This window comes from Legionella spiritensis (assembly GCF_900186965.1).
Taxonomy (GTDB): domain Bacteria; phylum Pseudomonadota; class Gammaproteobacteria; order Legionellales; family Legionellaceae; genus Legionella_C; species Legionella_C spiritensis.
In genome coordinates this window covers 2,417,938-2,443,733 of sequence record NZ_LT906457.1, presented here as the reverse complement: position 1 = coordinate 2,443,733, position 25,796 = coordinate 2,417,938, and the positions used below count along the sequence as shown (strand labels likewise).

Sequence of the window (25,796 nt, the reverse complement as noted above, 5' to 3'; positions counted from 1 at the left end):
CAATATTTACAGCATGAGTACATTGTTTGTGCCGTAAAAATTCTTTCCTTAAAACGGAGAAAAAATCAGCTATCAGGTATATTATACGCAAACAATATATTATTTTTTTTTTACCATGTCCGTTTCTGAAACCATTCTCCCCAAACGGCAAAGTCTGCTGCGTTCCACGTCGCTGGTTTCAGTGATGACGTTGCTGTCTCGTCTGATGGGGTTTGCAAGAGACATGCTGCTGGCTTATTTTTTTGGCGCGCAAGCCGGGATTGACGCTTTTTATGTCGCCTTTCGAATTCCGAATTTCATGCGCAGGCTTTTTGCCGAAGGCGCTTTTTCACAGGCATTTATACCTGTGCTGGCGGAATATCAGCAAACAAAAAGCATCGGGGATGTCCGGGTTTTTATTGCCCGCGTCACCGGACAATTGGGTGCTGTGTTATCTGTGCTTACCGTAATAGGTGTTTTGGCGGCACCGATTATTATTTTTATTTTTGCGCCGGGTTTCGGTGAAGGCAGTACCCGTTCCATATTGGCTACGGAAATGCTGCGCGTAACATTTCCCTATTTGATGTTGATTTCATTAACGGCCATGGCCGGCGCTATTTTGAATACCTATGGTTATTTCGGTGTGCCGGCGTTTACCCCGGTTATATTGAATATCTGCATGATTTTGGCTGCCGTTTATTTCACGCCTTATTTTGATGCGCCGGTTGTTGCTCTGGCCTGGGGTGTGTTACTGGCGGGAATTGCCCAGTTCCTGTTTCAAATTCCTTTTTTGTTTCACCGCGGCTTGTTGGTCAGACCTCGTATTTTCTGGAAAGACGAAGGGGTGCGGCGCGTGTTGAAGTTGATGATTCCGGCGTTATTCGGTGTATCCATCGCCCAGTTAAATTTGATGGTGGATTCCATTTTTGCATCGTTTCTGCAAATTGGCAGCGTATCCTGGCTTTATTACACGGATCGTCTTACGGATTTTCCGCTTGGTGTGTTTGGCGTGGCGATAGCCACGGTTATTTTACCCCATCTGTCGCGAAAGTACGCCGAACAAAACAGTGAGAAATTTTCCCGGGCGCTGGATTGGGGATTACGTCTGATTTTACTGATTGGGTTACCGGCGGGTCTTGGTTTATCCCTGTTTTCCATGCCGGTGATTGCAAGTTGTTTTGCTTACGGGAAATTTTCAGCCATCGACGTTCTCCAGACTCAAAAAAGCCTGGTTGCACTGGCTGCCGGAGTCCCGGCATTTATGATGATTAAAGTACTGGCTTCAGGTTTTTACGCCCAGCAGGACATTAAAACCCCGGTTAAAATCGGTGCTCTGGCTATGCTGGTGAACAGTATCCTCTGTGCGGTTTTTATCTGGCCTCTGGCACATGCCGGACTGACACTGGCTTCAGCACTTGCCGGGTATGTTAATTGTGGTATTTTATTATTTCTTCTGATCCGACGAGGTTTTTACAAGCCGGCTTTTGGATGGTTGAAATTTATTATCCAGCTGGTTTTTGCCAATGCAGCGATTGCCGTTTACCTGTATTTCATGATCGGTCAGGTCAGTCAGTGGGTTGCTCTGCCGCCCTTGCAGCGTGTGGCCCTATTATTTATGCACGTCCTGGCAGCCGTGTTTATCTATGTGCTGGCCTTGCTCATTTCCGGGGTCAAACCGGCGCAATTTCGAGGTTCAATGAAGGAGTAATCATGCAGACAGAACGTTTTTACCGGTGTCAAAGTGATCATGCCATCCCCTTATATTTAATAACGCGAGCGCAGTGGGATAATCAGGATATCGAGATAAGTCCGCGTGAGCAAAACATTCTGGATAATCAGCAGTTCAAAGGGCAAGCAGGCAAAACCGGTATTATTTATGATGATAACGGACAAATCAGAACAGTGTTTGTCGGGCAGGGAGATGCCACGGACGCCCGGGCAATGGCTCACGCGGCCACGCTCCTGCCTCCGGGCACGTACCGGGTTCAGCAGGAATTATCTTTTTTTGCGCAAATAAACTGGACGCTGGCGCAATACGCCTTTGACCGTTATAAAAAACGTGATGCTTCACCACGATATCTGATGGTAACGAAAGACAAGTTACCGGCGCTCAAGGCTATGTGCGATGCCATTTTTATGGTTCGTGATTTGATTAACACGCCGACCAACGACATGGGCCCCGAGCAATTAGCCCTGGTCGCTTCGGATTTGGCCAAAGTCCACCAGGCTGAATTGAAACAGTGGTGTGGTGATGAATTGCTGAGTGACAATTTCCCTGCCATCCATGCCGTCGGTCGCGCTTCCGCATCGGTACCGAGGTTATTACAGTTAACCTGGGGGAAGGAACATCAACCGCGTGTCACCCTGGTGGGTAAGGGCGTTTGTTTTGACAGCGGCGGACTGGATATTAAACCGGCGGCCAATATGCGTTTGATGAAAAAGGATATGGGGGGTGCTGCCCATGTCCTGGGTCTGGCTCATTGGATTATGGCTACGGGTTTGCCTGTTCGGTTACAGGTTTTGATTCCTGCTGTGGAAAATGCCGTCGGGCCGGAGTCTTTCCGCCCGGGAGATGTGTTGACGATGCGCAACGGTATAACGGTTGAGGTGGATAATACCGACGCGGAGGGGAGGTTGGTTCTGGCGGATGCGCTGGTCAAGGCTTGCGAGGACAGTCCGGATCTGCTCATTGATTTTGCGACCCTGACCGGCGCCGCCCGTGTGGCGGTCGGAACGGATATAGCGGCCATGTTCACTGCGGACGATGAATTGGCAACGGATCTGACCAGGTTGTCCGTCGCAATCAACGATCCTGTCTGGCGTTTGCCTTTATTTGACGATTATGAAGCCTTGCTGGATTCGAGTGTTGCTGATTTGGTAAATTGCAGTACGTCTCCCTATGCCGGGGCGACCACTGCGGCGTTATTTTTAAAGCGATTCATATCCACGGACGTATCCTGGGTTCATTTTGACATCATGGCCTGGAATGTCGCCGGTAAACCGGGCAAACCGGAAGGAGGAGAAGCCATGGCTATCCGTACTATCGCGCAATACTTGCAGGATCGGTTTGCCTAGTACCATTTCCATTTGGTTTTGACAGGTAGCATTGCACAAAGTGTGCCATTTCTTGTCATTCCCGCGCAGGCGGGAATCTATGCCTGATATAGCACAGAGCCAATTTAGCCATAGATTCCCGCCTGCGCGGGAATGACAGGCGCCTGTCAAAACCAAATGGAAACAGTACTAGGTACCGTGCTCTATTCCATCGTATGGGTTTGCAAGGCGCAGGAGCCGGCTTTGTAGGTTCGGTAATGCCGGCGGCTGATTTCCTTGGCGGTTTCGTCATTCAGAACGATTTCCATGATGCGGCTAAAACGGGTGTGAAAAGCCGGTATTTCGTCAGACAGATTTAATAATATATCGTTAAAGCCACGCGGTTCCTGAGCATGGCCAATCTGGATTGGGGGTGGTGGTTCCGGGCCTTCTCCCTGCAGATTATGCGGTACAAAGCTGTCCTCTTTAAAAGTCCATAGCAATTCATCAAGATGTTCGGCTTCTTGCCGGTTATTGCAGAGCACGAAAATCTGATGGCCACGCAAATAAGCTTTTTCCAGTAATCGGCAAGCCAGATGCCATCTGGTTTGCAGGTCACCACTTTTCAGCAGATAAAAATCAACGCGTATTGGAGACATGGCGTAATAACTCAATAAGTAATGCGACAGGGCGGCCGGTAGCCTGGCGTTTTTTCCCGGTCACCCAGGCCGTGCCGGCAATATCCAGGTGCGCCCAGCGATAATGTTTGGTAAAGCGTGATAAAAAACAGGCGGCGGTGATGGAACCGCCGCTGCGATCAAACGCACCGTTAATCATATCGGCCAGCGGGCTTTCCAGTGCATCCTGATACTCATCGTCCATAGGCATACGCCAGCATTTGTCGGCACTGGTCTCAGAGGCAGCCAGAAGGATATCGGCCAGTTCCTCGTCCTGGGTCATGAAACCGGTGGTAATGTATCCCAGGGCGACAACCATCGCGCCCGTTAGCGTGGCTATGTCCAGCACCATTTTCGGCTTATACCGTTCGGCATAAGTCAGGGCGTCGGCCAGAACCAGGCGGCCCTCGGCGTCGGTGTTGATAATTTCAATGGTTTGACCGGACATGCTGGTCACGATATCCCCCGGCTTGACGGCGCTGCCGCTTGGCAGATTTTCCGCACTGGCTACCAGGCCGATGACGTTGACCGGTAGTTGTAACAGGGCACAGGCCTTGATAGTGCCAAACACACTGGCTGCGCCGCACATATCGTATTTCATTTCATCCATGGTGTTGGCCGGTTTCAGGGAGAGTCCACCGGAATCAAAGGTAATGCCTTTGCCGACCAGGACAACCGGAGCAAGATCGCCGCCTCCCTGGTAGTGCATTTCGATAAGTCTCGGTTCTTCCTGGCTGCCCTGGGCCACCGCAAGAAAAGCTCCCATGCCAAGATTGCGCATCTCGTTGGGACCCATGACGTTTGTTGTAACGGTGTTATGTTCCTTGGCCAGTAACAGGGCTTGTTCTCCAAGATAGCCTGGCGTGCAGTAATTGGCCGGTAAATCGGCCAGAGTTCGGGTGAACGTAATCCCTGTGGCAATGGCTTGTGCCTGATCCAGGGTGTTTTGATCAGCGCCTTTTATATGAAAACAGACGGATTCCAGGGCGGGTGGTTTTCCATGTTTCGTTTTAAAGCTGTTGAGTTGATAGCAGTGCGCATCGACCATCAGCAGCATTTGTGTCAATTGCCAGTCCGGCGTCCGGTTAGACAAGGGCGGTAAACAGAGGGTGGCCGAACGGATTTTGTGGGTGCGTAAATTAGTCAGGATCTCCGCCATTTTCTTGCGTAACTGCTTGATAGTAAATTCATCACTTTTACCGCAATGAATCAGCATCAAACTGCCCTGAGCGGTGTCAGCCTGCCACGTCCAGTCACCACTTTCCTGCAATTTCCCGAAAAGGCGGCTGACCATGCCGTGGAGTTGCTCGTCAAGAGTCCGAACCAGCTCGCCGGGTTCACCGTCCTCAAAAAGACCAAGAATCAGACAGTCGCTTTCCAGCAGGGTGGAAGAGGTGCATAATCCATAATTCATTTTGAAATCCTGTGATGTGCAAAACAGCTAGTTTACCCGGGTTCGGCGCATTTATCTATTTAACGCTGCAAAAGCGGTTAACCGGTGCCATTGTACTTTTGTATTCGTTAAACAGGATTGACCATGCAAAAAATCAATGCCTGACGGGGCCTTATGTTTTGTGGTAAGATATTGAACTTTGACATGTGTTTTTTAAAGTTATCGCCTGGAAAACTGCAAAAGTAATAAATTGATAATTATGACATCCAACCTGTTGAGAAAAAAATGGCGTTGATTTTTCGCTACCTGGCTAAAGAAGTGTTTGTCACGCTGGCTTCCTTGACAACCATTCTGTTGCTCATTTTTATGAGCAACCAGTTTGTACGTTATTTAAATCGTGCGGCCAGTGGCCAGATTCCCGGTGTCATTATCATGAAATTAATGATGCTGGAGTTGCCTAATCTGATGGGATTGTTACTGCCGCTTGGTTTTTTTGTGGCGCTGTTGATTGCTTACGGCCGAATGTATGCGGAAAGTGAAATGACGGTATTGCAGGCCTGTGGTTACGGGCCGTCCCAGTTACTCAGGCATACTTATATTATGGCGGCCGTGGTGACGGTTCTGGTGACCGTTATCATGATTTGGGCCAGTCCGGTTATCGCGACGGAGAGAACCAAGCTGTTACGGTCATCCGGGATTCAAACCTTGATTCAAACCATAGTTCCGGGCCGATTTCGCGAAGTTTCAAACGGACGACAGGTTTTTTATGTGGAAGCCATGAATCGAGAGCATTCGAGAGCCAGTAACCTTTTTCTGGCCCGGCAGGTTATCAAGGATAACAAGCCCGGCTGGGACGTCCTCTGGGCCGAGCACGCATTCGCAGAGTCCGATCCGCAAACGTCGGAGGATTACATTGTTCTGGAGAAAGGACGGGAATACGAGGGTTCGCCGGGACAAGCTAATTACCAGGTGGCCGAATTTCAGCAATACCGGGCCCGTTTACCGCATCCGAAGGTCGAAATTAAAAACGATATGCGCACCATAAAAACAGTGGATTTACTGCCTTTGTTTAATCCGGATAACCGTAAGGCCGCAGAACTGCAATGGCGCTTGTCCGTACCCATCATGGTGTTGACGCTGACTCTGGTGGCCGTGCCGTTAAGCCGGGTGAATCCCCGATCGGGTAAGTATGCCAAATTGTTGCCGGCCATCCTGCTCTATATTATTTATGCCAATTTCATGTTCGTGGCGCGCGACTGGGTAGCGGCGGGTAAAGTGCCCCAATGGCTGGGTATGTGGTGGCTGCATGGTGTGGTGTTTCTGGTCGGAGCGATATTGGTCTGGCGTAATCGGGTGGCCCTGTCATGAAATTACTTGATCGTTATATTGCCAAATCAGTCTTAAGCGCCGTTTCTCTGGTGACATTGATGCTTGCCGGGCTTCAGATATTTATTTTGTTTGTCAATCAACTGGATGATTTGGGGCGCGGTGATTTCGGTATTTTCCAGGCTACCGTATTTGTATTATTGCAAATGCCCTACCAGGTTTACCTGTTTTTCCCGATGGCCAGTTTGATGGGATGTCTGATTGGACTCGGGATTATGGCAAATCATCGTGAGTTGATTGTGATGCGGGCGGCAGGTATGTCCATTGCTCAAATTACTCTGGCCGTGTTGAAAGTCGCGTTCGTTATCATTGTTTTGGTGACCTTGATTGGCGAAACCGTTGTACCCCATCTCGCCCATTTTGCCAATAACCGGAGAACAATGGCCATAAGCGGCGGACAGGCTCTGCGTACGGCGCATGGATTGTGGTTGCGGTATAACAATGATTTTGTCAGCATCGGTTCTGTTCAAGGCGATAACGTTCTTCAGAATGTTCACCAGTTTCATTTTGACGAGAGGCATCAGTTGCGTTACGCCCGTCAGATGGAGCGAATTGAATACACGTCTCAGGGATGGGTCGCTCATAACGTGGCCGAGACCGTTATTAATAACGATAAAACAGAAGCCATCCATCGTGACCATATGTCCTGGGATGTTGCGGTAAAGCCCAAGTTGTTGAATTTATCCAGCAGTGAGCCGGATGAGATGACCTTGCACGAATTACGGCAATACCTGCGTGAGCAAAAGCGCAGTTTTCAAACCGCGCGAAATTATCAGTTCGCTTTTTGGCAACGGTTGGTTCAGCCTTTGACCACTGTCGTCATGATGATCCTGGCTATTCCTTTTATCTTCGGGCCATTACGTTCTTCCACGATGGGTTCCAAATTACTGGCAGGTATCACGGTGGGTTTTGGTTTTCATATTGTTAATCGTTTTTTCGGGCCGGTTAGCCAGGTTTTTCAATGGCCCCCTGTTCTGGCGGCATTAGGGCCTACCTGCCTGTTTGCGTTGCTGGGTATTTTTTTAATGCGCCGGGTAAAATAGCGATGGTATTGCGCCATATTTTTGAAGCGTTGTTTAGTCCTTTCTGTCTGGTGATGATTGGGTTTACCGCCTTGCTTTTCTGTCTGTACAGACACCGTGTTCCCATGTTCCTAAAGACAGGATTTACCGTAATTTATGCCGTCTTGCTTGCAACCAGTCTCGGATGGCTTCCCTATGTGTTGACCACTCATCTTGAAAATCAATATCACGTGGTGGACAAACCCGATCCTGGCATTTCCCGGGTTGTGGTGTTCAGCGGGGGGCAGGTGGATATACCGGGCAAGCCGGCCGGCGACTTGCTGAATACCGCCAGTATCAAACGACTGATTGAAGGAATACGATTGTTGCGCCAGTTACCATCCGGCAAATTATTGTTATCAGGCGGTGGTTACGGCGGTGAATTACCGGAAGCGGAACGGATGAGACAAGTGGTTTCGCTGTTTGCGTTGCCACCCGGCGACGTGATTCTGGAAACCCGATCGCTTAATACGGCCGATCAGGCCCGGGCTATCAAACATTGGGTTCATGAGGAACCTTTTTATCTGGTGACCTCGGCCATTCATATGCCGCGAGCCATGGCGCTGTGCCGGTCACAAGGATTGCATCCTGTTGCCGCTCCCGCTGATTTTACATTTTTCTGGAATGATGAACGCTGGGGAAAGTTTTATGTGCCGAATGCCCACAATCTGGTCTATTTAACTATTGCCTTGCATGAGTTGGTCGGGCAGGTTTGGGGGAAATTGACCGGGGAGATCCGGTGACGTGGGGGCAGTGGCCTGCCCCACTGTTTGTCAGGAATTACAGATAAAATCGTTGGGGAATACGACGGAAACGCTGTTACCGGATCCATTCAGGACGACAGCTCCGGCCTTTAACTGGCACTGGCCTACAGGCGGCATATTGGCTCTTGTACCGTTAGACGGTGTGGGATAGGACGTGGCACTTATAAAATAAGGTATGTCCGTACAAGGAATATTGTCAATGTATTGAGGCGCGCTTCCGCCCTGGAGTGTGATGGACTTGTTGAAACCCTCACCTGTCACATTGAACGCGACGTTTTCATCGAGTTGTATCGGGGGGGTCGCTACGGCAACCTGCACACTGCAGGAATTCAAATTATCGGCAAAAACCGGGGTCATCATAAAGCCGGCCATTGAAAACGCGCTGACAATCAATTTTTTATACATAAAACGCTCCTGAAATTAGAGAGGAACTTGCAGCGTATAAAGAACCGTTTCACAACGCAATGGATTTTACTGTTGCTTTACGGAAAATATTGGTTCACGAAACCTGGACATGGACTGAAATCCCCGGATTTATGGCATCATAGCGGTAATAATTACAAGGCAACCGGAAAATAGCAAAGAACGGGTATAAACTTTAAGCAAAAATCGGTAAAATAAGCCACTTTCCCTAATTGAACGATTTGTATCTATTATGCCAAAACGCACCGACATTCAATCCATTCTGATTCTGGGCGCAGGCCCTATCGTCATTGGCCAGGCTTGTGAATTCGATTATTCCGGCACACAGGCAGTGCGGGCGTTGAAAGAAGAAGGATATCGCGTCATTCTCGTTAATTCCAATCCGGCTACCATTATGACTGATCCGGAGTTGGCCGATGCCACTTATATTGAACCGGTACAGTGGCGGGAGGTCGCACGTATCATTGAAAAGGAAAGGCCAGACGCCATTTTGCCGACCATGGGTGGCCAGACCGCGTTGAACTGTGCCCTGGATTTGGTCAGGGAAGGCGTTTTGGAACAATATTCCGTCGAAATGATTGGTGCGACGCGGGAAGCGATTGACCGGGCGGAAGATCGGGACAAGTTTCGTCATCTGATGAAACAAATCGGACTGGAAATGCCGCGTTCCGCTATTGCCCATAGCCTTGAAGAAGCATTCCAGGTTCAGGCGCAGCTTGGTTTTCCAGCAATCATCAGGCCGTCATTTACCATGGGCGGGAGCGGTGGCGGTATAGCCTATAACCGGGAAGAATTTGAGGAAATCTGCATCAGGGGATTGGATCTGTCGCCAACGAGAGAACTTTTGATTGATGAATCGGTGTTGGGCTGGAAAGAATTTGAAATGGAAGTGGTGCGGGATAAAAACGACAATTGCATTATTGTGTGCACCATAGAAAATATTGATCCCATGGGTGTACATACCGGGGATTCCATTACGGTAGCACCCGCCCAGACCTTGACCGACAAGGAGTTTCAACGCATGCGTGACGCGGCCATCAAAGTGTTGCGTGCCGTTGGCGTGGATACGGGTGGTTCCAATGTGCAGTTTGCCGTAAATCCGGATGACGGCCGGATTCTGGTTGTCGAGATGAATCCCAGGGTGTCGCGCAGTTCGGCACTGGCCTCCAAGGCCACCGGGTTTCCTATTGCCAAGGTAGCTGCCAAGCTCGCGGTTGGTTATACCCTGGATGAACTGGCCAATGAAATCACCGGCGGCAAAACCCCGGCTTCCTTTGAACCCAGTATCGATTATGTCGTCACTAAAATACCCCGGTTCAATTTTGATAAATTCCCGCAAACACCATCGACGTTAACCACGCAAATGAAATCAGTCGGTGAGGTGATGGCGATTGGCTACAACTTTAAGGAATCGTTACAAAAAGCCATACGAGGGCTTGAAACAGGCCGGAGTGGTCTGAACTCGCTTTACAAAAAAGAAGATGATATATCCGTCTTGCGAGGACATCTGAGAGAGCCTACGCCCGATCGGTTATGGTTCATTGCCGACGCGTTTCGCCTGGGCATGTCCCTTGAGGAAATCCATCAGGAAAGCCGTGTTGATCCGTGGTTTTTGGGGCAAATCGAGGAACTGGTATTGATGGAACGCCTCGTGCATGGAAAATCGATAGCAGACATTGATAAAGCGACACTTAAGGCTATGAAACGGGAAGGATTTTCAGACGCTTATCTGGCGCGATTGATGTATTGTACCGAGACCCGGATCAGAGAACGTCGACTGGAATTGGGTGTTATTCCTGTTTACAAGCGAATTGATTCCTGTGCCGGAGAGTTTCCAAGCGATACGGCTTATATGTATTCCTGTTATGAAACTGTCTGTGAAGCTCGTCCGGATCCTGACAGAAAAAAAATCATGATTCTCGGCGGTGGCCCCAATCGCATCGGACAGGGTATCGAATTTGATTATTGTTGTGTCCATGCCGCCATGGCTTTGCGGGAAGCGGGTTATCAAACCATTATGGTCAATTGCAATCCGGAAACGGTCTCTACGGATTTTGACACGTCAGATCGCCTTTATTTTGAACCGGTAACTCTTGAAGATGTGTTAGCTATCGCGGCAGTGGAGAAGCCTGATGGGGTCATCGTGCATTACGGCGGGCAGACGCCTCTCAAACTGGCCAGAGAACTGGAAGCCAATGGTGTTAAAATTATTGGTACCTCACCGGATGCGATTGACAAGGCCGAAGACCGGGAGCGCTTTCAAAAACTGGTGACGGAATTGAATTTACATCAACCTGCCAATGGCACTGTCCGCAGCGAGGAAGAAGCTCTGGAAGTGGCCAAGCGTATTGGTTATCCTCTTGTGGTTCGGCCATCCTATGTTCTGGGAGGGCGGGCTATGGAGATCGTCTACCAGGAGGAAGACCTCCGCCATTATCTTGCCCACGCGGTTGAGGTTTCCAACGATTCTCCCGTGTTACTGGATAAATTTCTTAACGACGCCATTGAAGTGGATATTGACGCGGTTTGCGATGGACAGGAGGTCATGATAGGCGGTATTATGGAGCATATTGAGCAGGCCGGTGTGCATTCAGGCGATTCAGCCTGCACCTTGCCGCCATTCAGTCTTAGCGTGGTTGTTCAGCAGGATTTGATTGAACAGATTCGCCAGTTGGCTTTAAAGTTGGGTGTTGTCGGTTTGATTAATGCCCAGTTTGCCATTCAGGCTGATGATATTTATGTTCTGGAAGTTAACCCCAGAGCATCACGTACGGTGCCATTTGTCTCAAAAGCCACAGGTTTGCCACTGGCAAAAATTGCGGCGCGCTGTATGGCCGGACAGACTTTAAAACAACAGGGCTTGAATCAGAATTCCCAGATGCCATCGTTTTATTCGATTAAGCTACCTGTTTTCCCGTTTATAAAATTTTCCGGGGTGGATTCCATACTGGGTCCGGAAATGAAATCAACCGGTGAAGTCATGGGGATCGCCAGACGGTTCGGCCAGGCTTATGCCAAGGCCCAATTAGGGGCAGGTTGTAATATTGTGAAACGTCGCCGCGCATTCGTGTCGGTCCGGGACGCGGACAAAACCAAGGTGGGTGAAATCGTCAAACGGCTTATCCTGCTGGGCTTTGAAATCATCGCTACTCGCGGTACCGCATTGGTGTTACAGGCGGCCGGAGTCGACTGCCGTCGGGTTTTTAAAGTAGCCGAAGGTCGACCCCATGTGCTGGATTTTATCAAAAATAATGAGATTGACTTTATTGTCAATACCACGGAAGGCAAGCAGGCTATCGCGGATTCGTTTGCCATAAGGCGTAACGCTCTGCAACACAAAGTCAGTTATACAACGACCTTATCAGGTGCGGAAGCCGCATGTCTTGCCATGAAATATGAAGATCGGGAAACGGTAACCCGTTTACAGGATTTACACTAGAGGTGGTTATGCAAAAACATCCAATGACAATTCAGGGTGCGCAAGCTCTGAAAGAAGAATTACATCGTTTAAAAACAATCGAACGTCCTCGTATCATCGAGGCGATTGCAACGGCTCGTGCCCATGGTGATTTAAAGGAAAACGCGGAATATCACGCGGCGCGGGAGCAGCAGAGTTTTAATGAAGGACGGATACTGGAACTGGAAGCGAAACTGTCGCATTGCCAGGTTGTAGATATCAGCAAGTTACCTAACAACGGCAAAGTGGTATTTGGGGCAACCGTGAAAGTTTGCCATCTGGTCACCGATGCTGAAATCGATTATCAGATTGTCGGTGAAGATGAAGCGGATATTAAATTAAATAAAATTTCCTATAGTTCCCCGATTGGACGCGCGCTGATTGGCAAGCAAGTGGATGACACCGTAGTAGTGCATACGCCTGGCGGCATGGTGGAATATGAAATTATTGAAGTGAATTATCTTTGTGAGTCAAGTCAGTCCTGACACGGGGTTGTCTACAGACAACCCAACGCACTAGGGCAGGAAATAAAAAGGATTGGGCAGCTTAAACGCTTTTTTGGCGAAACCTCCTATCAGATCGCTGTATTGGTCACCGATACTGGCGATGATGGTGTACCCCTTTTTACTGATTAAGGCCCGTGTTCTGGTTTTAAACGGTATGATGGAGGCGTCATGATAATCCATCGGGCGCAGGTATAAGCCCGACCAATCCTTGTAACCGGCACGTATCAGATTGGTTTTGGTCGCCTCCAGTTCAGACACGTCCCGTCCCGTTACAAAAAATACCTTGACGCCATGTTTGACGGCATCCTGGTAAAGTTCCAGCATCGGTCGGATAGCCGGGGAGTCGGCTGCCATAATTTCTTCATGAATTTGCTGGCGGTTACCAACAAAGTCACGTTTTACCATTTTGTTGTAGTTAGTGATGCTGGTTTCATCAATGTCTAATACAACGGCCAGTTTTTGCCGGTTATGTTTTTGTTTGTTTGCCTCTACCTGCTGCAGGATATAGCGGTGCGCCTGATTAATGGCGGCGGTCAGTTCCTGAGAATAAACACCGGAGTCGTGATAGATCTGAACATTCTTTTTAGCCAGGCTGAGATTAGCCGGTTCGGCAAAAACCTGTGAAGGTACGTTTAAAAAAGAGCTGCTGATTATAAGAATCAGGTTTATTGCAAATCGGGATAGCCGCATGAATTATCCTTGTGCCGAATATTGGTGGTTATTACCCCAGGAAGCACCTGGGTACCATAAAGCGCAGGATCATTATATAAAGATGAAATTGTATGTCAATAAATCATAGTGATTGTTATATTGTCAGGTTAATATTTAAACCAGCTTGGTTTGGAGAGGACATTTCAAAATTCTTACGATGATTGCAGTTTACCGTCTATCAGAACGACTCGTCGATCGGCGGTTTCGGCAAAGTCATTGTCATGCGTGACGACAACGACCGTGCGTTGAAACTGGTGAACCATAGTCTGTAAAATGGTTTGTACGTTCTGACTGGATGCCGTGTCCAGATTTCCCGTGGGTTCATCGGCCAGAATCAAAACGGGATCGTTAGCGAGGGCACGGGCTATGGCGATGCGTTGACTTTGGCCGCCGGAAAGCTGTTTGGGAAGTTTGTGACATTGTTCCTCAAGCCCCAGATCAGATAGCAATTCCAGAGCGCGTACGGTTATGGCTTGTCGGGATAATTGCCCCAGGCGCTGCATGGGGAGCATGACGTTTTCCAGCGCGGTAAATTCAGGTAACAGGTAATGAAACTGGAATACAAAACCTAATTTGTGCAGTCGGATATCGGCCAATTGGTTTTGACTATAACCGGATACGTTGTTTCCCTCCATCCAGACAGTGCCTTGTGTCGGGGTATCAAGCAGCCCCAGTAAATACAACAGAGACGACTTCCCCGAACCGGAAGGGCCTGTAATAGCCAGCAACTCGCCTTTATAGACGTCGAGATTGACCTGGTTTACCAGTGTGATTGGTACTTCTCCCGGCAAACGCCGAGTCAATTTCTCTACCTTGACAATGGTTCCACTCATACTTCACCCCGCAGGATATCAACGGGTTGCACCAGGGCCGCTTTGCGTGCCGGAAGCAGGGTTGCAATAAGCGCGGCAAGAAGGGCGAACGCCGCGGCGACGGCGAATTGCGGCCATCCCCAATCCAGCGGCAGGTGAACGATTTCCGAGCTGCCCGGTATTTTAAACTCAAATTGCATCATGCCGTACATCAATAAACAACCAAGAGGCAAACCAAGTAAACAACCACATACTCCCAGGATAATACCTTGCATGATAAAAAGACGTTGAATGTCTGCGGCATGGAAACCCATCGATTTGAGTATGGCTATATCGCGATGCTTTTCCATCACTACGGTTGAAATGACATTATAAATGCCAAAGGCGGCTACTATTAATACGGCACTGACGACACTATACATGATGATATTGCGAATCATCAGGGTATTGAGCAAGTCTTCCGAGGCTTCCTGCCAGGAAACGGATTTATAGCTGATCTGATTTTCGATCCGGGTCGCCAGCGGATAAGCCTGGTAGGGATCCTGTAACTTGATAACGATGGCGTTGGCCCGGTTAGGGCGGTCTAGCAAGGCCTGTACCCGTTTTAATTCGGCGTAGGCTTGCCCATTGTCTATGTCGGAACGACCGGTGTGAAAAATACCCGCGATTTTAAAGACCCGGATTTGTCCTGTGGTAGCGACCACGGTCAGATTATCTCCCAGTGTTCGAGATAGTTTACGCGCCAGTTCATCTCCGATGATAATACCATTCTGATCGGCAATTAAACCATCGAGAGAACCATATTTCATATAATCTGCCAGAGTGGTTACCCGGCTGATATCCTCGGGAATCATACCATTGATGGTGATACCATAATCCTTGCCGGCAAAATTGACCAATACCTGCCCCTTTAACACCGGTGCCGCAATTAAATCCGGGAATGAATCCAGATAGCGGAGAATTTTTTTATACCCGCGGATCCCCCGGGTTTCCGTAACAGGTTGAACATGGCGTAATTCAAGAGCGCCGGTCTGATAATACTTAAGGATCGGTTGGCGGCGGGGGTTGCGAAATTCATCACTGATCGAAATATGGGCCAGATTATTGATAAGCCGTCTGATGAAATCCTTTTCCGATCCTTGCATGGTTGAAGAGATGGTCAGAAAAAATGCGACTCCCAATATGATACCCGATAATGAAACAATGCTTTGGCGTTTGCGTGCCAGCAGGTGTTTCAAGGCGATGTGTAGTAATAATTTCATGTATCACCCTGCTTCACCAGGACCGGCCGTACTTTTGAACCATTTTCAAAGTTATCCTTCGGATGAAGCGCGACAAGATCCGCTTCCGTTAAACCGCTTGTGATTTCCGTGAATTCCTCACCTCGGGCACCTGTTTTTACGGGCGTGCTTTTGAGACGTTCGTTTTTAATCAGCCAGACTTTGTCGTCAATGACGGCGGTGGTGGGTATAAGAAGGGCTTTTTTGTTTTCATAGAAGACAATGTTGGTCTCTGCCGTCATGCCTATCATCAGGGGCGTTTTTCCAATCAGTTTGACGCGAACCCGATAACTGCGGGAGACTGGATCGCCTTTGGGAGTGATTTCCTGTACCTCGCCATGAAATATTCGACCAGGAAACGCATCGGCCTGGATTAAAACCGGCTGACCTATTGCGACATGGGCAATATCCTCCTCGTCAATTTCAGTAGTGATACGCAACGGAGCGCAACACATCAGCCAGAAAATGGCCTGATTGGCCGGTATAAGTTGCCCGACCTCACCGTCACGGCGAATGATCGTACCGTCGGCTGGCGCAATCAATTTTAAATAGGAAATCTGTGCTTCAATCATGTCAACGGCCGCTTTGGCCGCTAACCAGGCGGAGCGATCGCTTTCGTATTCATTGGTGGAAACATTTCCTTTCTTATGCAGCCTCATGCTGCGCTCATATTTGTTCAACGCATAATCTTCCCTGGCTTTTAATTCTTTCAGGGAGTGTTGCAACTCCTCATCTTCGAGGCGGGCCAGTAATTGTCCCCTGACCACCTGACTCCCTTCATCCACTTTTAGTTCAACCAGTCTGGCAGTGATTCGTGATGCAATCGGCATCATGACACTGGCTTCCACGGTACCGGTTCCATAAGCGGCTCGAATAGCCGTTCCAATATGAGGATGGACGACCATGACTTTTTCGCCGGCCAGCAATCGAGCGGCAAACCATCCTCCGAGCATCAGAATTACAAACAAAAAAATGAAATAGAACCGTTTTTTCATGGCCGGCCAGGGGTAGGTTAAAATTTTCTTTATATATAAAGATCTTAGACAATGATGACAGGCAAATCTATAAAAATCCGCGTTGTTAGGTTCCGTGAACCAATTTTTTTCCGATCGAAAACACGGCAACTATTGTTGTGCAACAAATGATAATGTCTTGTAGCCCGTCATGAAGGCGAAGCCGTAATGCGGGAAAACGTTCATAAGTGGCACATCAAACCCGCAATACGGCCGCAGGCCTCATTACGGGCTACTGTTTTTTCGCAAAAAATGGTGCGAAGAAAATTTTTGTTCACAGAACCTAGGGAATTGTAGTTATATTTTTCCGATGTTTTATCGATTTATTTTCTTTTTTTCTTCAATGTCTTATTAAAATAGAGTAAAATCTGCCATTTGCTTTAAATGGAACTAAATTGGTACTATATTAATAGTAGAGTCTGCGGAACAAATAAACCGCTAATCAAGACTTATTTAGTACTAGATAATTTTGTGGGGGGATGTTATGCTGCGCATCAGCAAATTGGCTGATTATGGAACAGTAGTAATGGTGTATCTAGCCAGGCGCGCACCCGGATTATGTAATGCTCGTGATATCGCCCAACACACACACCTTTCTGTCCCGACGGTCAGCAAATTATTAAAACAGTTAACCGCGGCCGGACTGTTAACGTCCGTGCGTGGTGTGACGGGTGGATATAAATTACAACGTGCCGCATCGGATATTTCAGTGGCTCAAATAATATACGCGTTAGAAGAACAGCATGGATTAACGGAATGCAGTTCGCATCCGGGTTCCTGTTCCCTGCAAAACGTTTGCCACATCCAGGGAAACTGGCGATTGATAAGCCAGGCGGTAGAAGCGGCGCTGGACAGCGTCAGTCTGGAAGTGTTGGCCAAACCAACATTACAAGCGGTGGAAATAGACCGGATAAGGCAATTAGCAAGTGGAGTTCGTCATGGCGAGAAGCAATGAACAAATACATTCCCTTCTGGAAAGAGAATACCAACACGGTTTCGTCACTGATATTGACGTAGAAACGTTTGAGCCAGGTCTCAATGAAGACGTGATACGTCGGTTGTCTGCCATAAAGGGTGAGCCGGATTTTTTACTGGACTGGCGGTTAAAAGCGTTTGAATTCTGGCAAACCATGCCCCATCCCAAATGGTCCAGTGTTCATTATCCGCCTATTGATTATCAGGCGATTTCCTATTATTCCGCGCCGAAAAACAAGAAGGATGCACCGAAAAGCCTTGATGAAGTTGATCCTGAATTATTACGAACCTATGAAAAACTGGGTATTCCGTTACGGGAGCAGGAAATGCTGGCCGGCGTGGCTGTGGATGCGGTGTTTGACAGTGTTTCGGTGGCTACTACTTTCAAGGCGAAACTGGCGGAGGTTGGTGTTATTTTCTGCCCGTTTTCCGAAGCGGTACACAGTTATCCGGAGCTGATACGCCAGTATCTGGGTTCGGTGGTGCCTTATCGCGATAATTTTTATGCCGCGCTGAATTCCGCGGTCTTTAGCGACGGTTCGTTTGTCTATATTCCCGAGGGTGTTCGCTGCCCTATGGAGTTATCCACTTATTTTCGCATTAATGCCGCGTCTACCGGGCAATTTGAACGAACCCTGATTATTGCGGACAAGGACAGTTACGTTTCTTATCTGGAAGGTTGTACCGCCCCTATGCGTGATGAAAATCAGTTGCATGCCGCGGTCGTGGAGCTGGTCGCATTGGAGGGGTCACAAATCAAATACTCCACGGTGCAGAACTGGTACCCCGGAGACAAGGATGGTAAAGGCGGTATTTATAATTTTGTCACCAAACGCGGAGTGTGTCGCGGTAAGCGTTCCAAGATATCCTGGACGCAAATTGAAACCGGTTCAGCCATCACCTGGAAATATCCCAGCGTCATTCTGCAGGGTGATGAATCCGTCGGTGAGTTTTACTCCGTTGCACTGACGAACAATTATCAGCAGGCGGATACGGGTACCAAAATGATTCATTTGGGCAAAAATACCCGCTCGACCATTATTTCCAAGGGGATCAGCGCCGGACGTTCCCATAACGCCTATCGTGGCCTTGTGCGCATCGCGCCGACGGCGGTTAATGCCCGTAACTACACGCAGTGCGATTCCATGTTAATGGGCAGCCAATGTTCCGCGCATACGTTTCCCTATATTGAGGTAAAAAATCCGACGGCGCAGCTGGAGCATGAAGCCACCACCTCCAAAATCAGTGAGGATCAATTATTTTATTGTCAGCAGCGAGGCATTGAAACCGAGGACGCGGTATCGATGATCGTGAATGGTTTTTGTAAACAGGTATTAAAAGAGCTACCTATGGAATTTGCGGTGGAAGCCACCAAATTACTGGGTATCAGTCTGGAAGGGGCAGTAGGTTAAACTATGTTAACAATCAATAAATTAAATGTAGCAATTAATGAACAACCCATTTTGAAAGGCATCGACTTACAGGTTAATGCCGGCGAGGTTCATGCGATTATGGGACCTAATGGTTCCGGTAAAAGTACGTTGTCCAAAGTGTTGGCCGGCCATCCGGCCTATGAGGTAACCGGAGGCAACGTGACTTATCTGAAACAGGATTTGCTGGCTTTAGCACCTGAACAGCGTGCCCAGGCCGGTTTGTTCATGTCGTTTCAATACCCGGTTGAAATACCCGGCGTGACCAATATTAATTTTCTCAAGGCGTCCGTTAACGCCGTTCGTAAAGGTCAGGGCAAAATGACGCTGGATGCCATTGAATTTTTAAGTTTTATCCGTGAGAAATGTCAGTTGCTGGACATGGATGAAAGCTTTTTATACCGCAGCATTAACGAAGGCTTTTCAGGCGGCGAAAAAAAACGCAATGAAATTCTGCAAATGGCGGCGATGGAACCCCGTCTCGCTATTCTTGATGAAACCGATTCGGGATTGGACATTGATGCGCTGCGGGTGATTTCTCATGGGGTAAATGCCATGCGATCGCCGGAACGCGCTATTATCTTAGTGACTCATTACCAGCGATTACTGGATTATATTGAGCCTGATTTTATTCATGTGCTAGCCAATGGCCGTATTGTCAAATCCGGCGATAAATCTCTGGCCCACGATTTGGAGAAAAAAGGCTACGGCTGGCTTGAGGAGACGGAGCAGGTATGAGTGAGGCTCTTGATTTTTATCAACAGCAGGCTCGGGAAAGTCTGTCAGACATACCCTGGCTGGCTGAACTGCAGAAAAAAGCCCTGGGTGATTTCGAGCACTATGCTTTTCCTGGCAAAAAACAGGAAGACTGGAAATACACGGCTATGGATACGTTTCTCAAGGAGCGTTTTTCCCGTCCGGTGAGCAACGAACGGCCGGAGAGCGATGTCCCTTGCGATCTTCCCTATCCGCAATCGCTTACGCTTGTTAATGGTAGGGTTTCCGATTCCCAAAAGGAAATGGCAGGTTTGCCGGATGGTGTTCTGGTGATGTCTCTAGCTCGGGTTTTTCAGGAAAAACCGGAATGGATCCAGTCTTATCTTGGTAGTGTATTACGGCACGAGCATGGTTTCCATGCCTTGAATTCGGCCATTCTAACCGCCGGTGTGGTTATTTATATTCCGAAGGGTGTGCGGGTTGCCGACCCCATTGTATTGCATCATTGGCAGGATCAGGCGAGCCAGGCTGTTTATCTTCGCCATGTGATTATCGCTGAGGAAGGCAGCGAAGCTACGGTGATTGAACACTATCAGGGAGCGGACGGTTGCGCATATTTCACCAATACCGTCAGTGAAATATGGGTGGCTGCCGAGGCCAGGCTGGTACATTATAAAATACAACGGGAAAGCAAGGCGGCCTTTCATATTGGACATCTTGCCGTGCGGCAAAAACACGCCGGACAATTTGAAAGCCACTCTTTCAGTCTGGGAGGCCGGCTGGTTCGTAGTGATATCAGTATCGCTCTGGAAGAGGAGGGGGCGCGATCCCTTATGAACGGCCTTTATATGCCGGAAGATGGTCAACACATTGATCACCATACTACCGTGCGTCATCTGGTGCCGGGCTGTCGCAGTGAGCAGGATTACAAGGGTATTTTGACAGGACGCTCGCGAGCTGTTTTTAACGGCAAGGTGATCGTGGCCAGGGACGCCCAGCATACCGAAGCCCATCAACAAAATAAAAACCTGTTGTTATCCGATAAGGCGGAGGTGGATACCAAACCACAACTGGAAATTTTTGCCGACGATGTGATTTGTTCCCATGGCGCGACAGTCGGCCAGCTTGATGAGGATGCCTTGTTTTACCTCGCGTCACGTGGCATTGAACGTCCGCAAGCAACCGGTTTTTTAATCCATGCCTTTGCCGCGGATAATTTACGGCTGATACCTGACAGGGTTTTGTCGGAATGGATGGCAGCGCAGATTGGACAGCAATTGAGGTGATATTATGAGCAGCGTAATGACGTTACCGGGGGATCTGGAGGGCATCAGGAAACAGTTTCCCGTTTTGAATGAAAAAGTGAATGATTATCCTCTTGCCTATTTTGATAATGCGGCAACGACACAAAAGCCTCAAGCGGTTATGGACGCTATCAACCATTTTTATACCCATGATAATTCCAATGTTCATCGCAGCGTGCATACCTTAAGCGCCCGCGCTACCCTGCAATACGAAGCGGTGCGCGGTAAAGTACAGCATTTTATCAATGCCAAGGCGCCCCACGAATGTATTTTTGTGCGCGGGACTACCGAGGGTATTAATCTCGTGGCGCAAAGTTTTGTAAGCCCTCGCATCAAACCGGGCGAGGAGATTTTAATTACGCACATGGAACATCATTCCAATATCGTGCCCTGGCAGATGGTTTGCAAGAAAACCGGGGCGCAACTCCAGGTTGCTCCTGTTACGGTTGATGGTGAGGTTTCGCTTGCGGAATTTGAACGCAAATTGAATGAAAACACCAAATTTGTCGCCATCGGCCACGCATCCAATGCCCTGGGTACGATAAATCCGGTTAAAAAAATGATTGAGATGGCCCACGCACATGGGGCTCTGGTTTTGCTTGACGGCGCTCAGGCTGCCGCTCATTTTCCCATTGACGTTCAGGATCTGGATTGCGATTTTTACGCGTTTTCCGGACATAAGATGTATGGTCCGACCGGAATCGGCGTTTTGTGGGGTAAAGAACATTTATTAGACGATATGATGCCTTATCAGGGTGGCGGCGAGATGATCAATTACGTGACCTTTGAAGCTACGGAGTATGCACCCCTCCCTCATAAATTTGAAGCCGGAACGCCTAATATCGCCGGGGTCATCGGTCTAGGTGCTACGATTGACTATCTCTGGTCTCTGGATATGGAAGCGATTGCCGCTTATGAAGCGGATTTACTGGATTCCCTGACTTCTGCCGTGCAATCGGTCAAAGGTTTTAATATTATCGGGAACGCCAGCGCCAAAGTACCTATTGTTTCGTTTGTTCATGGTAAAATTCATGCTCATGATATAGGGACTATTCTGGACAGTGAGGGTATTGCGATACGAAGCGGTCATCATTGTGCCATGCCTTTAATGACGTTTTTTGAAGTGGCCGCAACCAGCAGGGCTTCGTTGTCTTTCTATAATACCCGGGAAGAAATTGATCGTTTTGCCCATGCCTTGCAGAAAGTGAAAGAGGTGTTCTCATGACCGCAGAGTTACGCGAACTCTATCAGGAAATTATCATCGACCATAACCGTAATCCGCGCAATCACCATGCTATGGCTGATGCGACTGCTCAGGCTAATGGTTTTAATCCGCTATGTGGCGACAAGTTGACCGTTTATTTAAAACTGGATGCCGGTAGGATAAAGGATGTCAGTTTTGTCGGATGTGGCTGCGCCATTTCCCAGGCGTCCGCGTCGCTGATGACGGACGCGTTGAAAGATAAAACGACCGAGGAGGCTCACCGCCTGTTTCATCGTTTTCACCATATGGTTACGGGGACAGAGGAAGGTGATTATTTGCTGTCTTTGGACAAACTGGCCGTACTTTCCGGTGTGCGGGCTTATCCCGCACGCGTGAAATGTGCGACCTTGGCCTGGCACACTCTGGAAGCTGCGTTAAACAAGGAAGAGACCACGGTCTCTACGGAGTGATAGTGATGTTTGGTTTTAAAAAAAAGCAGGATAACGACGCGTTGCATGCCAGTGTGATTGCCGCGTTAAAGACGGTTTATGATCCTGAAATACCGGTCAATATCTACGATCTGGGGTTGATTTATGACGTGTCCATCAACGAAGAACAACACGCACATATTCAAATGACCCTTACCACACCGGGTTGCCCTGTTGCCCAGACGTTTCCCGGTATCGTTGAACAGGCTGTTATTCAGGTAGAAGGGGTTAGTGATTGCACCGTGGAGCTGGTCTGGGATCCGCCCTGGACACAGGAGCGAATGACCGAAGCCGCCCGTCTTGAGTTAGGATTGTTTTATTAGGGTTTGTCCTCATCATGTCTGACCATTTATGGCAACCTTCCGCCACCATGGAAACGTTACGGCGACGAACGCGGTTCATTGACGAGATTCGCAATTTTTTTAATGCGCGTGGCTATCTGGAAGTGGAAACGCCGATCATGGGGCGTTACCCTGTCAGTGACGTCTATCTCAGTAATATTCAAGCCCGGTTTCGAGGGGAGACGTATTACCTGCAAACCTCGCCGGAATATGCGATGAAACGCTTGCTGGCCGCGGGTAGCGGCCCCATTTTTCAATTGGCACGCGTCTTTCGTGACGACGAGCTGGGCCGTTGGCATAATCCCGAATTTACCATGCTGGAATGGTATCAGCTCCACATTGATCATCATGAACTGATGAAGGAAGTGGATGCCTTGCTGCAACATATTCTAAACACACCTCCTCTGGTAAAAAAAACCTATCAACAGGCTTTTATGGATTGTTGCGGGATTGATCCCTTAACCGCCTCTATAGAGGCGCTGCAACAGACCCTCAATAGATTTGAGCTGGGTAATGTTCTGGGCAAAGAGGAATCTTCCCCGGATCAATACCTGTTCCTGCTTATGAGTCATGTCGTCGAGCCGGCACTGGCCGGCGAGGGCAGGCCGGTCGCGCTCTATGATTTTCCTTCTTCGCAAGCCGCGTTGGCGAGGGTTGAAAACGGGGTGGCCGAACGGTTTGAAATTTATTATCGCGGCGTGGAACTGGCGAACGGGTTTCATGAATTAACCGATGCGGATGCGCAACGTCGGCGCTTCGAAATGGATCAGGTTTTGCGTTACGAGAAAGGATTACCGAATGCGGCAGTGGATCAGAATTTTCTGGACGCGTTGGCCGCCGGCTTGCCGCCATGCAGCGGCGTGGCTCTAGGTATCGATCGCCTGTTGGCTCTTGCCTGTCAGGAGACCGGGCTTGCCGGAGTCATGGCGTTTGATTTTTCGCGTGCGTAGCCGTAATACGGATTATGATAATAAGGCATGAAACCTGTAATACGGCCGCAGGCCTCCTTGCGGGTTACCGGCTTTTTAAAAAAATGGTGTCAGGAAAATGTTGTTTACTTCAAGCACCGAATTCTTCGGCCATAGCCTCTGACAGTTCGGAGTATTGAAATTCAAATCCCTCATCCGGCAATCGTTTGGGCTTTACCCGTTGTCCGTTGAGTATCAAGGCGTCTCCCATCTCGCCAAACAATAAACGAATAAACCAGGCGGGGGTTTTGAGAAATAACGGGCGATTCATCGTCTGGGCCATGGTTCGGGCAAACTCGGCCTGGTTGACGGGATTGGGGGAAGTCAGGTTAAAGGCACCAATCAGCTGGGGTTTATGGAGTAAAAAACGCCATGCCGCAATCAAATCTTTATAATGAATCCAGGAAATGATTTGTCGACCGTCTCCCATAACACTGCCCAGACCCAGTTTAAAAGCAGGGGTTAATTTCCTAAGCATGCCTTCGTCTTTTTTTAACACAACTCCGAAACGGGTGACGGTGACGGGTAAATCCAGATCGCGGGCGGGTTGCAGAGCCTGTTCCCATCGGATACATATCTCGCTGAGAAAATCTTTGGGTTGCTCGTAGTCAATGGAACTGTCCTCGTCGTAAGCCTGTGGATCGTCTTTTGATTGGATCCCGTAAATGCCAATGGCATTGGCGCAATAGAAATGAGGCCTGGCTTCTTTCTGCCTGATCCAGTCAATGAGTGATGCGGTGGTATCGACCCGTGAGGTGATGATCTCTTGTTTGATGTGATCATTCCATCGGGATGCGGCGATGTTGCGCCCGCACAGATTGATGACGGCGTCAAACTCCCTGGGATCCAGCGTAGGAAGCTTGTCCCAGCTCACTGTGGCAATCGTGGACGGAAACAGGTTTTTCAAACGATGTTCGTCTCTTCCAAGGACGGTTACCCGATGTTCATTCGTGAATGATTCCGCAAGTTGGCGACCTATAAATCCGGAGCCGCCGGCAATCAACAAGTCCATGTCAGGTTCTCTCTGTTTTCAAACTGGCGGCAATGCCAGTGGCTAATGGTGTTAAGGATGTTGGTGATTTAAGCGTAGATTGTAATTTTTCGATTCGCAACCGTTTGGACGCGCTCATAAATTCGCGTTTCATGGGGCTTGCTTTTTGCCAGACGGAATCAAAAGGCTCGCAGGGCGCTGGCTTTATACCTAATTGTTCGGCGGTTAACCGCTGTATGGTTCCCATTTTTTGAGGATGTCCATCCGAGATATTAATACAACCCTGGCCATCATCCTGTTCGGCCAGTCCGACCATAATGCAGGCAAGATCCTTCACATAAACCTGATTCGAGTAAGGCGCTTCGTCCGGGGCAATCAAAGGGGATTGAGCCTTTGCTGCCTCGACAGGCAGGCGATTGGGGCCATATATTCCTGAAACTCGTAAAATCAGGCTGTCTATGGCTCGTTCGGCACAGAAGTTATGCCACTGTTGTTCGGCATTCAGGCGACGTTTCTGGCGATCATACCGGATGGGGCAAGGCGATTGCTCGTTGACCCAGGCTCCCTGATGATCACCGTAAACGCCGCTGGAGCCGCAATAAATAACTTTGCGCAGGGACAGGGAGGATGAAGCAAGAAATTGTCGTAAACAGGGATCTGTGACTCCTGTCGGCGGAGGCGGTACAAAATAATAAAGAACGGTGTCCGGTTCCGTCCAGACAAAAGGTTGCCTGATATCATGACAAACATGGTTTAAACCAGCCGGCTGATTGGCGGATGGCTGATGACGTGAAACTGCCGTGACCGTCTGTTTTTTCTGTAATAGCAAACGAGTGAGGTAATAAGCGCAATAACCGTAACCAATGATTAAATGGTGCATAAC

At 48.8% G+C, this 25,796-nt stretch carries 24 protein-coding genes; 15 read left to right on the top strand and 9 right to left on the bottom strand.

The window, feature by feature from the left end; all coding sequences use genetic code 11:
* Nucleotides 1–115 precede the first annotated feature (115 nt).
* Complete coding sequence (murJ, locus tag CKW05_RS11020) at nt 116–1,687, top strand: murein biosynthesis integral membrane protein MurJ (protein ID WP_058482128.1); 1,572 nt, start codon at nt 116–118, stop codon at nt 1,685–1,687.
* 2 nt (nt 1,688–1,689) lie between these two features.
* Nucleotides 1,690–3,054, top strand: a complete 1,365-nt coding sequence (locus tag CKW05_RS11015) for a leucyl aminopeptidase family protein (RefSeq protein ID WP_058482129.1) — start codon at nt 1,690–1,692, stop codon at nt 3,052–3,054.
* Nucleotides 3,055–3,236: 182 nt separating this feature from the next.
* Here CKW05_RS11015 and CKW05_RS11010 read toward each other — a convergent pair whose 3' ends face one another.
* Together CKW05_RS11010 and CKW05_RS11005 are read right to left on the bottom strand one after the other, a co-directional pair.
* Entirely contained in the window at nt 3,237–3,671 is a 435-nt protein-coding gene (locus CKW05_RS11010; protein ID WP_058482130.1) for a DNA polymerase III subunit chi, read from the bottom strand.
* Nucleotides 3,652–5,103, bottom strand: a complete 1,452-nt coding sequence (locus tag CKW05_RS11005) for a leucyl aminopeptidase (protein ID WP_058482131.1) — start codon at nt 5,101–5,103, stop codon at nt 3,652–3,654. Before CKW05_RS11005 ends, CKW05_RS11010 begins: the two co-directional genes overlap by 20 nt.
* Before the next feature lie 264 nt (nt 5,104–5,367).
* On the opposite strand from CKW05_RS11005, the gene lptF reads away from it, so the two are divergent.
* From lptF to CKW05_RS10990, 3 genes are read left to right on the top strand one after another with little or no spacing between them, the layout of a single operon-like run.
* Nucleotides 5,368–6,450, top strand: coding sequence for an LPS export ABC transporter permease LptF (lptF, locus tag CKW05_RS11000; protein ID WP_058482132.1), 1,083 nt, complete (start codon nt 5,368–5,370; stop codon nt 6,448–6,450).
* Nucleotides 6,447–7,511 carry an LPS export ABC transporter permease LptG gene (lptG, locus tag CKW05_RS10995; protein ID WP_058482133.1) on the top strand — a complete coding sequence of 355 codons (1,065 nt, stop codon included), beginning with the start codon at nt 6,447–6,449 and terminating at the stop codon, nt 7,509–7,511. Before lptF ends, lptG begins: the two co-directional genes overlap by 4 nt.
* The gene (locus tag CKW05_RS10990; RefSeq protein ID WP_231950452.1) at nt 7,430–8,272 is read left to right on the top strand and encodes a YdcF family protein; all 843 of its coding nucleotides are present in this window, start codon (nt 7,430–7,432) and stop codon (nt 8,270–8,272) included. The genes lptG and CKW05_RS10990 overlap by 82 nt, the downstream gene beginning before the upstream one ends.
* A gap of 30 nt (nt 8,273–8,302) precedes the next feature.
* Here CKW05_RS10990 and CKW05_RS10985 read toward each other — a convergent pair whose 3' ends face one another.
* A complete protein-coding gene (locus CKW05_RS10985) occupies nt 8,303–8,698 on the bottom strand; it encodes a hypothetical protein (RefSeq protein ID WP_058482135.1) in 396 nt (131 codons plus the stop codon).
* A gap of 250 nt (nt 8,699–8,948) precedes the next feature.
* Here CKW05_RS10985 and carB point away from each other — a divergent pair, with 250 nt between their 5' ends.
* Both carB and greA read left to right on the top strand, forming a co-directional pair.
* Nucleotides 8,949–12,155 carry a carbamoyl-phosphate synthase large subunit gene (carB, locus tag CKW05_RS10980; RefSeq protein ID WP_058482136.1) on the top strand — a complete coding sequence of 1,069 codons (3,207 nt, stop codon included), beginning with the start codon at nt 8,949–8,951 and terminating at the stop codon, nt 12,153–12,155.
* Between the two features lie 8 nt (nt 12,156–12,163).
* Nucleotides 12,164–12,658 (top strand): transcription elongation factor GreA, encoded by a 495-nt coding sequence (gene greA / locus CKW05_RS10975; RefSeq protein WP_058482214.1) that lies wholly within the window; start codon nt 12,164–12,166, stop codon nt 12,656–12,658.
* A 30-nt stretch (nt 12,659–12,688) separates the two neighbouring features.
* On the opposite strand, the gene CKW05_RS10970 is transcribed toward greA, so the two are convergent.
* The 4 genes from CKW05_RS10970 to CKW05_RS10955 form a co-directional block, all read right to left on the bottom strand.
* Nucleotides 12,689–13,369: an HAD family acid phosphatase gene (locus CKW05_RS10970; protein WP_058482137.1), complete on the bottom strand. Its 681-nt coding sequence runs from the start codon at nt 13,367–13,369 to the stop codon at nt 12,689–12,691.
* 173 nt (nt 13,370–13,542) lie between these two features.
* The gene (locus CKW05_RS10965) at nt 13,543–14,223 is read right to left on the bottom strand and encodes an ABC transporter ATP-binding protein (protein ID WP_058482138.1); all 681 of its coding nucleotides are present in this window, start codon (nt 14,221–14,223) and stop codon (nt 13,543–13,545) included.
* Nucleotides 14,220–15,464 carry an ABC transporter permease gene (locus tag CKW05_RS10960; RefSeq protein ID WP_058482139.1) on the bottom strand — a complete coding sequence of 415 codons (1,245 nt, stop codon included), beginning with the start codon at nt 15,462–15,464 and terminating at the stop codon, nt 14,220–14,222. Before CKW05_RS10960 ends, CKW05_RS10965 begins: the two co-directional genes overlap by 4 nt.
* Entirely contained in the window at nt 15,461–16,477 is a 1,017-nt protein-coding gene (locus CKW05_RS10955; protein ID WP_058482140.1) for an efflux RND transporter periplasmic adaptor subunit, read from the bottom strand. The genes CKW05_RS10960 and CKW05_RS10955 overlap by 4 nt, the downstream gene beginning before the upstream one ends.
* Before the next feature lie 502 nt (nt 16,478–16,979).
* On the opposite strand from CKW05_RS10955, the gene CKW05_RS10950 reads away from it, so the two are divergent.
* Genes CKW05_RS10950 through epmA form a run of 8 tightly spaced genes read left to right on the top strand, consistent with a single transcriptional unit; the run spans nt 16,980 to nt 23,904 of the window.
* Nucleotides 16,980–17,450 (top strand): SUF system Fe-S cluster assembly regulator, encoded by a 471-nt coding sequence (locus CKW05_RS10950; protein ID WP_058482141.1) that lies wholly within the window; start codon nt 16,980–16,982, stop codon nt 17,448–17,450.
* The gene (sufB, locus tag CKW05_RS10945) at nt 17,434–18,882 is read left to right on the top strand and encodes a Fe-S cluster assembly protein SufB (RefSeq protein ID WP_058482142.1); all 1,449 of its coding nucleotides are present in this window, start codon (nt 17,434–17,436) and stop codon (nt 18,880–18,882) included. Before CKW05_RS10950 ends, sufB begins: the two co-directional genes overlap by 17 nt.
* Before the next feature lie 3 nt (nt 18,883–18,885).
* Nucleotides 18,886–19,638, top strand: coding sequence for a Fe-S cluster assembly ATPase SufC (gene sufC, locus CKW05_RS10940; protein WP_058482143.1), 753 nt, complete (start codon nt 18,886–18,888; stop codon nt 19,636–19,638).
* Nucleotides 19,635–20,903, top strand: coding sequence for a Fe-S cluster assembly protein SufD (sufD, locus tag CKW05_RS10935; RefSeq protein WP_058482144.1), 1,269 nt, complete (start codon nt 19,635–19,637; stop codon nt 20,901–20,903). The genes sufC and sufD overlap by 4 nt, the downstream gene beginning before the upstream one ends.
* A gap of 4 nt (nt 20,904–20,907) precedes the next feature.
* Nucleotides 20,908–22,146, top strand: a complete 1,239-nt coding sequence (locus tag CKW05_RS10930; protein ID WP_058482145.1) for an aminotransferase class V-fold PLP-dependent enzyme — start codon at nt 20,908–20,910, stop codon at nt 22,144–22,146.
* Nucleotides 22,143–22,595, top strand: a complete 453-nt coding sequence (gene sufU / locus CKW05_RS10925) for a Fe-S cluster assembly sulfur transfer protein SufU (protein ID WP_058482146.1) — start codon at nt 22,143–22,145, stop codon at nt 22,593–22,595. Before CKW05_RS10930 ends, sufU begins: the two co-directional genes overlap by 4 nt.
* 5 nt (nt 22,596–22,600) lie before the next feature.
* Nucleotides 22,601–22,936, top strand: a complete 336-nt coding sequence (locus CKW05_RS10920; protein ID WP_058482147.1) for an SUF system Fe-S cluster assembly protein — start codon at nt 22,601–22,603, stop codon at nt 22,934–22,936.
* A gap of 14 nt (nt 22,937–22,950) precedes the next feature.
* Nucleotides 22,951–23,904 carry an elongation factor P--(R)-beta-lysine ligase gene (gene epmA / locus CKW05_RS10915; RefSeq protein ID WP_058482148.1) on the top strand — a complete coding sequence of 318 codons (954 nt, stop codon included), beginning with the start codon at nt 22,951–22,953 and terminating at the stop codon, nt 23,902–23,904.
* A gap of 109 nt (nt 23,905–24,013) precedes the next feature.
* Here the strand turns inward: epmA and CKW05_RS10910 are convergent, their stop codons facing one another.
* Nucleotides 24,014–24,934 carry a TIGR01777 family oxidoreductase gene (locus CKW05_RS10910; protein WP_058482149.1) on the bottom strand — a complete coding sequence of 307 codons (921 nt, stop codon included), beginning with the start codon at nt 24,932–24,934 and terminating at the stop codon, nt 24,014–24,016.
* Between the two features lies 1 nt (nt 24,935).
* Entirely contained in the window at nt 24,936–25,793 is an 858-nt protein-coding gene (locus CKW05_RS10905) for an SDR family oxidoreductase (RefSeq protein ID WP_065238351.1), read from the bottom strand.
* Nucleotides 25,794–25,796: the final 3 nt, after the last annotated feature.